Below are 10,627 nucleotides of genomic sequence, written 5' to 3'. Positions count from 1 at the left end.
CGGGTCAACCAACGCGTGCGATCCATTCGAGGTAGAAGAGGCCGACCCCCGCGGCGACGAAGAGCCCCGCGATGATCCAGAACCGGACGACGACCGTCACCTCGGCCCACCCCTTCAGCTCGAAGTGGTGGTGCAGCGGACTCATCCGGAAGATCCGCTTCCCGTGGGTGATCTTGAAGTACGCCCGCTGCAGGATGACCGAGCCGGTGACGATGAAGAACAGGCCGCCGATCAGGATGAGCAGGAGCTCGGTGCGGCTGAGGATCGCGAGACCCGCCAGCGCCCCACCGAGGCCGAGCGAACCGGTGTCGCCGAGGAAGATCTGCGCCGGCGAGGTGTTGTACCAGAGGAAGCCGATGAGCCCACCGCAGACCGCGGCCGCGACGACCGCCAGGTCGAGCGGGTTGCTCACGGTGTAGCAGGCGTGCTCCGTACTCGCGTCGAGACGGGCGCCGCCGCAGATCTGGTTGGACTGCCAGAAGCCGATGATGACGTACGAGCCGATCGCCAGGATGCTCGAGCCGGTCGCGAGACCGTCGAGGCCGTCCGCGACGTTGACGCCGTTCGACGTCGACACCGTGAGCAGCACGATCCAGGCCAGGAACAGCACGGTGCCGATGACCGTGCCGAGCGCCATGAAGTCGAGCCACGGGATGTCCCGGATCGCGGAGATCATGGTCGAAGCCGGGGGCTTGCCGTTCGACGTCGGCACCACCAGGGCGACCGTGGCGAAGATGACGCCGACGATGACCTGGCCGAGGACCTTGGCCCACCCGCCGAGCCCGAGGCTCCGCTGGCGCCGGACCTTGAGGAAGTCGTCGATGAACCCGACGAAGCCCAGCCCCACCATGAGGAACAGCACGAGCAGGCCGGACAGGGTGATCGAGTCGCGTCCGACCAGGTGGCCGACGAAGTACCCGATCACGGCGCCGATGATGAGGACGATGCCGCCCATCGTCGCGGTGCCGCGCTTGGTGTGGTGCGACTGCGGACCGTCGTCACGGATGAACTGCCCCCACCCGAGACGGTGGAAGAGCTTGATGAAGAACGGGGTGAGCAGCAACGTGAACACCAGCGACGTAGCGCCGGCGATGAGGAGCGCGATCATTCGGTGACACCTCCGAGGCGGTCGCCGAGGAATCGCAGTTCGGCCGACTTCGAGGACTTGACCAGGACCACGTCGCCGGGGCGCAGCATGTCCTGGAGTGACCGGACGGCGTCGTCGACGTCCTCGATGAACACCGACTCGCCGTCCCACGATCCCTCGAGGGTGGCGGCCTGGTGGATGGGCATCGCGCCGCGTCCGACGACCACGAGCTGTCCGATGCCGAGACGGACGACGAGCCGACCGATGCGGTCGTGCTCCTCGGTCGAGAACTCGCCGAGCTCGGCCATCTCGCCGAGCACGGCGACGGTCCGCTCCCCCGGGCGCACGATCTGCGCCAGGGTCCGCAGCGCCGCTGCGGTCGAGTCCGGCGACGCGTTGTAGGCGTCGTTGATGACGGTGACGCCCTCGGGTCCGCCCTGCAGCAGCTCCATGCGCCAGCGCTCGGCGCGCGTCATCGACGCGAGCGCCGCGGCGCCGTCGGCGAGCAGGACGCCCCAGCGGTGGGCGACCGTCAGGGCGGCGGCCGCGTTCATCGCGTGGTGCTCACCCAGGATCGCGAGGCGCACGTCCACGTGATCCGGGCCTCCAGGCTGGGTACCGTCCGCCGGACGGTCGCCTTCCTGGTCGACGGGAGGCGCGGTGAGGGTGAAGCGGGTGCCGCTGCGGTCCGTCTCGATGCCGGTGATGCGGTAATCGGCATCCGCCGACGTGCCGAAGCCGACCACCTGGGCGGCCGTCAGGTCGCGCATCGACGCGACCCGGTCGTCGTCGACGTTGAGCAGTGCGGTCGCGGAGGCGGGCAGGTCGGTGACCATCTCGGACTTCGCGCGCTGCGTCGCCTCGATGCCGCCGAACTCGCCGGCGTGCGCCAGGCCCACCTTGAGCACGACACCGACGTCCGGCTCGGCGATCCGGACGAGCGCCGCGATGTGGCCGACGCCGCTGGCCCCCATCTCGACGACCAGGAACCGGGTGTCGTCCGTGACCCGGAGCATCGAGATCGGTGCCCCAACGTGGTTGTTGAAGGACCCCTCGGGCGCGACGGTCTCGCCGTGCTGCTCGAGGATCGTCCGGAGCATGTTCTTCGTGCTCGTCTTGCCGTTCGAGCCGGTGATGCCGACGACCTTGAGCGGTGCCGGACGCCCCTCGGCGTCGACGCGGTCGGCGGAGGCCATCCGGACCCGGGTGACGACCTCGTGCGCGAGCGCAGCGAGTGCTGCGTAGCCGTCCGCGACGATGATCTGCGGCGCGGTGGTCTCGACGCGCTCGGGCGTGATGACCAGCGCGGCACCGGCTTCGGTCGCGGCGGGCACGAAGCGGCGCCCGTCCGTGACCTCGCCGGGCAGGGCGAAGAAGACACTGCCGGGGCGGACCAGGCGTGAGTCGGTCTCGACCGAGCCCTCCACCACCAGGTCGCCGGGCTCGGCGACGTCGGTCGCCTGGGCACCGCCGATCAGCTCGCCGCCGACCGCGGTGGCGATCTCGGCGAGGGTGAGCGCGATCATCGGAGGTCCTCGGCCGGACCGGAGTTCGGCTCCCAACCGGCTTCGCGCAGGGCCTGACGGGCCTCGTCGCGTGCCGAGTAGGGGGTGCGGACGCCGGCGATGTCGCGGTAGTCCTGGTGGCCCGGGCCGGCCCAGAGGATGGAGTCGCCTTCGCCGAGCAGGCCGACGGCCAGGCGGATGGCGGCCTCGGGCGGGCTCACCTCGTGCAGCTCGTGGTCCGGGAACGCCTCGCGCGCAGCGTCGACCAGGGTCTTCCGGATCGACGCGGCGTCCTCGAAGCGGGGGTGGTGGTCGGTGACGACGAGGATGTCGCTGCCGGCCGCCGCGACGCGGGCCATGTCGCCGCGCTTCGTGGTGTCGCGGTCGCCGTCGGCGCCGAACAGCATGAGGACCTTGCCGGACGTGAACTGGCGGACGGCCGCGAGGGTGTTCTCGAACGCATCGGCGCTGTGGCCGAAGTCGACGTAGACGCTCGGGCCGTGCTCGCCCGAGACACGCTCGGTCCGGCCGGGCAGGTAGCACTCGATGGCGGACACGCGGCGCACGTCGCCGTCGCGGTCGCTTCGGGCCTCGTGCTCGTCGCGGTCGTCCTCGTCGGGGTAGCGGCGGTGGTTGCTGTCGAGCGCGTGCGCGATGGCACCGAGCTCGAAACCGCCCTCGACCAGCATGACGATCGCCAGTGCGGCGTTCGCGGCCATGTGCCAGCCGATCAGGGGCACACGGGTGGTGAGCTCGCGGCCCTCGGGACCGGTCAGGCGGAACTCGGTGTACGCGGCGTGCGCCTCGACGATGTCGACGTGCCACTCGGCCTCGACGTCCGGGTCCACGGTGATCGTCGTGACCGGGATGCGGGAGTCCTGCACCACGCGGTGGCCCCAGTCGGTGTCCAGCGAGACGACGCCGCGACGGGCGTGCTCGGGCTGGAACAGCGGGAGCTTCGCCTGGTAGTACTCCTCCATGTCGGCGTAGTCGTCGAGGTGGTCGTGCGACAGGTTCGTGAAGGCCGCGACGTCGAAGACGATGCCGTCGACCCGGTGGCGGCTGAGGGCCTGCGCGCTCACCTCGACGGCGACCGCGCGCACCTCGCTCTCGCGCATCCGGGCGAGGAGCGCGTGCATCTCGCTGGCCTCGGGCGTGGTGAGGCGGCTCGTCACGCTGAGCGCGCCGATGTGGCGCTCGGCGGTCGAGCTCAGGCCGGTGACCAGGCCGAGCTGCTTGAGGATCCCCTCGAGGATGTACGACGTGCTCGTCTTGCCGTTCGTGCCGGTGACGGCGAACAGCTGCGGCAGGTCGGTGGCCTCGTCCGGGTGGGTGCGGTACACCCAGGCGGACACGTCGCCCAGGGCAGCACGGGGTCGTCCACGACGAGGACCGGCAGGCCGGCCGCTCGTGCGCTCTCCACGCCCGCGTCGTCGGTCAGGACGGCGACGGCACCGCGCTCGGCGGCCTCGGCGGAGAACTCCGCGCCGTGCCGGTTCGCACCGTGCACGCCGACGAAGACGTCACCCGGCTGCACCTCGGCGGCGCTCAGCGTGACACCGGTCGTCTCGACGGCGTCGAGGGAACCGACGACGCGGAGGCCGAACGCGTTCGCGAGTTCGGCGACCGCCCTCGGGGTCGGGTGTTCGGGCCGGAGGACCGGGGGATCCGTGCGGACAAGTGTTCCTTCTTCCTCACCACGTGGACGGGTAGAGCTTCGCCTCGGACGCGGAGGGGCTACTCGGTACTTCTCGAGCACCTGGGACATGAGTGTGCGGAACGCCGGAGCCGCTCCGCTCGACCACTTGTTGGTCTGCGGCTTCGTGAACGTCACCGTGACAACATACTGGGGGTCTTCGGCGGGTGCCATTCCGGCCACCGAGGTGATGCGCTGACCGCCGTAGCCCTTCGAGCCCTCGGCCACCTCGGCGGTACCGGTCTTCGCGGCGATGTTGTAGCCCGAGATCGGCTTCATGCCCACGAGCGTGCCGCCCGTGACCACGCTCTGGAGCATGTCGGTGACCTGGGTCGCAGCATCGGCGGACACGACGCGCTGCTTCTGCACGTCGGGCGCGTCGATGGTCGTGCCGTCCGAGGTGGTGCAGCCCTTGACGAAGTGCAGCGGGATCCGGACACCGTCGTTCGCGATGGTCTGGAACACGCTGGCGACCTGGACCGCGGTCGTCGAGATGCCCTGGCCGAACATCGAGTTGATGTTCGTCTGCTGGTCCCAGTTCGGGCTCGAGCCGTAGTCCATCGACGGCTGGCCAGGGTAGTCGATCGCCGACTCCGGCTCGAACAGTCCGAACTTCTGCATGTAGTCGTACCGCTGCTGAGCCGTCAGCCGGGCCCCGAGCTCGGTGATGCCGACGTTCGACGAGTTCTGCAGGATGCCGGTCAGCGTCAGGTTCTCGGTCTCGTGGAACTCGGAGTCGTGGATCGTGCCGCCCCAGGGGAAGGTGCGCGAGTACGGCACGACCGCCTGGTCGGTGGGGCTCGACTTGCCCTGGTCGATCAGGGCCGCGGCGATGGCGGCCTTGATCGTCGATCCGGGCTCGTAGCTCGCCGTGAGTGCCCGGGAACCGAACGCCCCCTTGTCGGTGGTGGCGTCCACGTCGTTCGGGTCGACGGTCGGGTAGTCGGCGACCGCGAGCAGCTCACCCGTCTTCACGCTGGTGACCGTGGCCGTCGCGGACTCGGCCTGCAGGGACTTCGCGGCGGACGCGATGGTCTGCAACGCCATGTACTGCAGGTCGCTGTCGATCGTGGTGACGAGCGTGCCGCCGTCCTTGGCCTGCTTCTTCGTCACCGTGCTACCAGGCAGCTGGACACCGTCCTCACCGCGCTCGTACGTCTCCGAGCCGTTCGTGCCGGCGAGGCACTTGTTGTAGGCGTACTCCAGGCCGGCCTGTGCGCCGTCCGTGCCCATGAAGCCGGTGACGTTGCCCGTGGTCGCACCCGTCGGGTACACCCGCGACGCCTGCTGCTCCTTGTAGATCCACGGGATACCGAGGTCGGTGACGGCCTCGTAGTGCTTCACGTCGAGGCCCTTGACCAGGTACGCGAAGTCCGACTTCGGGTTCGCTGCGATGTTCTTCCGCATGGTCGCGACGTCGCCACCCGAGGCCTTCGCCAGGGCGGTGAGCGCCGTCGACACGCTGATGTCCTTGACCCGGGTCCCGCCGAGCTTCCCCTTGAAGGCCTTGACCAGGCGCGGGGCGGTGGTGATGTTGTACCGGGTGACGCTGTCGGCGAGTTCCGTGCCGTTGCGGTCGACGATCGACCCGCGGGTGCCGTAGATCGTCACCGGGATGCTGCGCTTCTGCGTCGACTGCTCGTTGAGGGCCGAGGCCTGCACGACCTGGATGTCGACGAGGCGGACCACGAAGACACCCACCAGGGCGATCACGGCGATCATCACGATGCTGTAGCGCAGTCGGCGGTTGCGGATCGTCTTCGTCACGCGGTGCGGTCCTTCCCGGATGGTGCTGAGGGTGGTTCAGACCCGCAGGTCACCGGGTGGAGGGCGCCTGGAGCTGGTTCGCGTCGGACTCTACGGAGGACTTCGAGGAACCCCCGTCCGACGCGCTGGCGCCGCTCGTCTTCTCAGACGCGGCGGTGCCGGCGCTGGCGGTGCCGGCGCTGGCGGTGCCGGCGCTGGCGGTGCCGGTCGTCGAGCCCGTCTCCTTGCTCGTCGACGTGTCGCCCTGCTTCGCAGCGAGGGGGACGTCGTTCAGCAGGGAGTTCGGCACCTGGTTCTCCGTGCTCGCGGTGGCCTGGTCGGCGACCGCCGGGGTCGGCGTGCCGTAGACCCGGCCCGTCTTGGGGTCGAGGTAGACCGGCGTGGAGTTCGCGATCATCCCGAGGGACTGCGCGTTGCGGGCCAGGTTCTGCGGCGAGTCGAGCACACGGAGTTCCTCGGACAGCGACTGCTGCGTGCGGGACAGGTTCGTCTGCTCCGTGCCGAGCGCGCTCAGCGTGTAGGCCCCCTGGCTGAGCACCATGCTGATGCCGAGCTGGGCGAGCAGCAGGACGCCGAGTGCGACGACCGCGGTGACGGCGTAGCCGATACGGGGACGTGCACGGCGCTGGGCCGCGGTCGGCGTGACCTCGACGAGCTCCGGTCGGCGCTGGCGGTCCGGGCGCGGGGCGCGGGACGGGACGACGGCGGGGTCGACGAGTGCGAGGTTCGTGCTCATGTCACTTCCGGATCCGCTCGGCCGCGCGCAGGCGCACGGGTGTTGCTCGGGGTTGGCGGCGCGCTCGGCCTCGTCGGCCAGCTCGGCGCCCTTGACGATCAGGGAGAAGGTGGGGGCGTGCTCGGGGAGCTCGACCGGCAGCCCGGCGGGGGCGCTCGACTTCGTGCGCGCCACCAGTGCCCGCTTGACGATGCGGTCCTCGAGCGACTGGTACGACTCGACGACGATGCGACCGCCGACCGCGATGGCGTCGAGCGCCGCCGGGATCGCGCGTTCGAGGACGCTGAGTTCGGCGTTCACCTCGATGCGCAGCGCCTGGAACACGCGCTTCGCGGGGTGGCCCTGGCGCTGGATCGCGACCGGGGTCGCGTCGTGGAGCACCTGCACCAGGTCGCCCGACATCTCGAACGGCACGCTCGCGCGGCGGTCGACGATGGCCCGGGCGTAGCGGCCGGCGAGCTTCTCCTCGCCGTAGCGCTGGAAGATGCGGCGCAGTTCGCCCTCGTCGTAGGTGGCCAGGACGTCGGCGGCGGTCTGCCCCTCGGTCCGGTCCATGCGCATGTCGAGCGGGGCGTCCTGGCTGTACGCGAAGCCGCGCTCGGCCCGGTCGAGCTGCAGCGAGCTCACGCCGAGGTCGAAGAGCACGCCGTCGACCTGACGGAAGCCCTCGCCCTCGATCGCGTCGACGATGCCGTCGTACACGGTGTGCACGAGCCGAACGCGGTCACCGAAGCGGGCCAGGCGCTCCCCCGCGATGCCGAGTGCGTCGGTGTCCCGGTCGAGCCCGATGAGCGTGAGCTCCGGGAACCGCTCGAGCAGGCCCTCGGAGTGTCCGCCCATGCCGAGCGTGGCGTCCACGACGACCTTGCCCGGTCCGTCGAGCGTCGGCGTGAACAGGTCGACGATGCGCTCGAGCATCACCGGGGTGTGCGGGAAGCGTGGTGTCCCGTTGTCGTTGTCGTTGTCGGCCATGTGCAGCCCCTCGTCTTCCGGGCCGCGGGTCCGGATCCCCATCCATGCGACCTGACATCGGGGAAGTGATGTCAGGGCTTCACGGCTGGGAGTCCCGATCCACGGATCAGAAGATCCCCGGGATCACCTCCTCGTCGTTGTCGGCGAACGCCTCTTCGGCTTCGGCGTAGTAGGCCTCCCACGCGGTGGTCGACCAGATCTCGGCACGGTCACCGCTGCCGATGACCGTCAGGTCCTGTTCGAGCCCCGCGTACTCACGGAGGTTCTGCGGGATCGTCACGCGGTTCTGCTTGTCGGGCTGTTCAGCGCTGGCCCCCGAGAGGAACAGGCGCATGTAGTCCCTGGTGCGCTTCGACGTCATCGGTGCGGTCCGGATGCGCTCGTGGAGTTCCTCGAACGTCCGGGCGCTGAAGACCACGACGCAGCGTTCCTGGCCGCGGGTCATCACGAGTCCCCCGGACAGTTCGTCCCGGAACTTGGCGGGGAGGATCACGCGACCCTTCTCGTCGAGCTTCGGGGCATGAGTACCGAGCAGCACGTCGGGCCTCCCCTCCGCTCCACCGGACCGTTGCAAGCCCCACTTTACTCCACTGCCCTCCCCCGGCCAGGATTCCACTCCCTTTTCGCCCCGTGGCACCCCTTTGGGGCCGTTTCGGCAGCTTTGAGAGCCGCACAGCTGTGGCGGATGCCCGTCGTGCCGGGGATCTGGGCGGGAGCGGCGGGCGTGGAGGAAAGTGGAGGACTTTCGCAGCCAGTGGAGCGCCCCGTGGCGCGGCGAGGTGCGGCGGCGTGTGGCGAGGGTGCGGAGGCGTGTGGCGAGGGTGCGGCGGCGTGTCTCGCGCTGCTGCTCGGCGGTGCTCGGCGCCGTGGCGTCTGCGCCCGATCGCTCCCGCGACGCCCCTGCCACGCCCCCTGCCACGCCCCCTGCCACGCTCTCACCACGCTCTCGCCACGCCCGAGCCATCGCACCGAGGTTCCACGACATGCCGCGCGCAGGTCGCCGAGGTTCCACGGAGGGACGCCCGAGCGCGCGAGATGCCGAGATTTCGGAACCTCGACGACGCTCGACGCGGGGCGCCCCCGGGGACGCTCGACGCTCGACGCGGGGCGCGGCCCGGGCACGCAAACGGGGCCGGCCCGAAGGCCGACCCCGTCACGAGGGAGGAGTGTGGAGGGCTGCTACTGCCCCTGGTCGTTCCGCTTGTCCCAGCGGTCGTTCATGCGGTCCATGAAGGACCCGCCGCCACCGCCGCCACTGGCAGGACGAGCCGAACCACCGGACGCCGGAGCACCCGGTCGGGCGGGCTTCGCCTTCGGGGCACGCATGCCCGGGCGCAACGCGAAGAGGACACCGGCGAGCATCACGACGAAGCCGAGGATGCCCAGCAGCGGGGCCTTGATCACGAGACCGACGATCACGATCGCGACGCCGGCGAGTGCACCGAGCACTCCGAGCGTGATGGCTGTGTACGTCGGACGACCCTGTCGACGTGTGACACGCGCCACGAAATCGGAATCGTTCTGGTAGAGGCTGCGCTCCATCTCTTCGAGAAGGCGCTGCTCCTGTTCCGAGAGCGGCATCTTGGTTCCCTCTGTTCCTGGGATCGACGCGGGGTTGAACAACCGGGCTGGAAAACACTCGGTTGAGTGGACCGATTCTATGTCCCAACCGCTCCACTAGGGTAGGGACTGTGGCTGAGAGTACGCGATTAGTGGACCTCGTATCGGCGCGTATCGACCGGGCACTCGACGAGCAGCGTGAACGGCTCCTCGCGATCAGCCCCGATCTCGCCCCGTTCGACCTGTACGCCCGAGATCTGCTGTCCGGCGGCAAGCGCTTCCGAGCGCTGTTCTGCTACTGGGGATGGCAGTCGGTGGCGGGCCGTTCGGGCTCGTTCGACCCGCTCGCCGAGGGCTCCCGTCAGACCACGGCCGAGGCGATCGTCACGGTCGCCGCAGCGCTCGAGGTCTTCCACGCAGCGGCGCTCGTGCACGACGACATCATGGACCGCTCGGACACCCGCCGTGGGCGTCCCGCAGCACACCGCCGCTTCGAGGCCCTCCACCAGGAGTCCGGCTTCGTCGGCGACCGCGGGCAGTACGGCACGAACTCGGCGCTGCTGCTCGGTGACCTGCTGCTGTCCCTCAGCGACTCGGTGTTCGACGAGGGCCTCGCGCTCCTCGACCCGGTGCGCGCCCGCATCGTGCGCCAGGAGTTCCACGCGATGCGCCTCGACGTCACCGCGGGCCAGTACCTCGACGTGCACGAGGAAACGGCCTGGCCCGTCATCGACGAGTCCGAGCACCTGCTCCGCGCCCAGCGCGTCATCGTCTTCAAGTCCGCGAAGTACTCGATCGAAGCACCGCTCGTCATCGGCGCGCTGGTGGCCGGGGCGAGCGACTCCCAACTCGAGGGCCTCCGCGCCTTCGGGCTCCCCCTCGGCGTCGCCTACCAGCTGCGCGACGACATGCTCGGCGTGTTCGGTGACCCGGAGGTCACCGGCAAGCCCGCAGGCGACGACCTGCGCGAGGGCAAGCGGACCGTGCTCATCGCCTCGGCCCGCAAGGCGCTGGCCAGTGGCCCGCGGCAGCTGCTCGACGAGCTCCTCGGCGACCCCGACCTCGACGATCAGCAGGTGCAGATGCTCCGCGCCACCCTCACCGAGTCCGGTGCGGTCGCCGCGGTCGAGCGTTCCATCGACCGACACGTGCAGCGCGCGAAGGCGGCGCTCGACGCGTCGCCGTTGACACCGTCGGCACGGGAGCAGCTCGCGTCGCTGGCCGACACGGTCAGCCGCCGGTCGTCGTAGACGCGACACCAGGACAGACGGGAGGCCCGGTGCCAGCTTGCACCGGGCCTCCCG

General features: G+C 70.1%; 6 protein-coding genes and 3 pseudogenes. 1 reads left to right on the top strand and 8 read right to left on the bottom strand.

Annotation, left to right across the window (positions count from 1 at the left end):
• Window positions 1-4: 4 nt before the first annotated feature.
• The 8 genes and pseudogenes from mraY to ACZZ0J_RS00790 all read right to left on the bottom strand — a co-directional run bounded on the left by mraY (window position 5) and on the right by ACZZ0J_RS00790 (window position 9,344).
• A complete protein-coding gene (gene mraY / locus ACZZ0J_RS00825; RefSeq protein WP_123938314.1) occupies window positions 5-1,108 on the bottom strand; it encodes a phospho-N-acetylmuramoyl-pentapeptide-transferase in 1,104 nt (367 codons plus the stop codon).
• A complete protein-coding gene (locus ACZZ0J_RS00820) occupies window positions 1,105-2,613 on the bottom strand; it encodes a UDP-N-acetylmuramoyl-tripeptide--D-alanyl-D-alanine ligase (protein ID WP_463434155.1) in 1,509 nt (502 codons plus the stop codon). Before ACZZ0J_RS00820 ends, mraY begins: the two co-directional genes overlap by 4 nt.
• Window positions 2,610-4,258, bottom strand: a pseudogene (locus ACZZ0J_RS00815) (Mur ligase family protein); the annotation flags it as partial. The gene ACZZ0J_RS00820 and the pseudogene ACZZ0J_RS00815, both read right to left, overlap by 4 nt.
• Before the next feature lie 111 nt (window positions 4,259-4,369).
• Window positions 4,370-6,010 (bottom strand): annotated as a pseudogene (locus tag ACZZ0J_RS00810) (peptidoglycan D,D-transpeptidase FtsI family protein); the annotation flags it as partial.
• A gap of 94 nt (window positions 6,011-6,104) precedes the next feature.
• Window positions 6,105-6,791 (bottom strand): cell division protein FtsL, encoded by a 687-nt coding sequence (ftsL, locus tag ACZZ0J_RS00805; RefSeq protein ID WP_463434153.1) that lies wholly within the window; start codon window positions 6,789-6,791, stop codon window positions 6,105-6,107.
• 1 nt (window position 6,792) lies between these two features.
• Window positions 6,793-7,763, bottom strand: a pseudogene (gene rsmH / locus ACZZ0J_RS00800) (16S rRNA (cytosine(1402)-N(4))-methyltransferase RsmH).
• Window positions 7,764-7,869: 106 nt separating this feature from the next.
• Entirely contained in the window at window positions 7,870-8,301 is a 432-nt protein-coding gene (gene mraZ / locus ACZZ0J_RS00795) for a division/cell wall cluster transcriptional repressor MraZ (RefSeq protein WP_463434151.1), read from the bottom strand.
• 641 nt (window positions 8,302-8,942) lie between these two features.
• A complete protein-coding gene (locus ACZZ0J_RS00790) occupies window positions 8,943-9,344 on the bottom strand; it encodes a DUF3040 domain-containing protein (protein WP_131846264.1) in 402 nt (133 codons plus the stop codon).
• 110 nt (window positions 9,345-9,454) lie between these two features.
• On the opposite strand from ACZZ0J_RS00790, the gene ACZZ0J_RS00785 reads away from it, so the two are divergent.
• On the top strand, window positions 9,455-10,573 hold the full coding sequence (locus ACZZ0J_RS00785) for a polyprenyl synthetase family protein (protein ID WP_463434148.1): 1,119 nt from the start codon (window positions 9,455-9,457) through the stop codon (window positions 10,571-10,573).
• Window positions 10,574-10,627: the final 54 nt, after the last annotated feature.

Source organism: Curtobacterium sp. AC272, from assembly GCF_979258155.1.
This window is presented reverse-complemented; position numbering and strand designations above follow the sequence as displayed.

Bases quoted from the DNA above. Each gene is read 5' to 3' on its own strand.
- ftsL (WP_463434153.1), bottom strand. From the start codon at position 6,791: ATGAGCACGAACCTCGCACTCGTCGACCCCGCCGTCGTCCCGTCCCGC.
- ACZZ0J_RS00790 (WP_131846264.1), bottom strand. From the start codon at position 9,344: ATGCCGCTCTCGGAACAGGAGCAGCGCCTTCTCGAAGAGATGGAGCGC.
- mraY (WP_123938314.1), bottom strand. From the start codon at position 1,108: ATGATCGCGCTCCTCATCGCCGGCGCTACGTCGCTGGTGTTCACGTTG.
- ACZZ0J_RS00820 (WP_463434155.1), bottom strand. From the start codon at position 2,613: ATGATCGCGCTCACCCTCGCCGAGATCGCCACCGCGGTCGGCGGCGAG.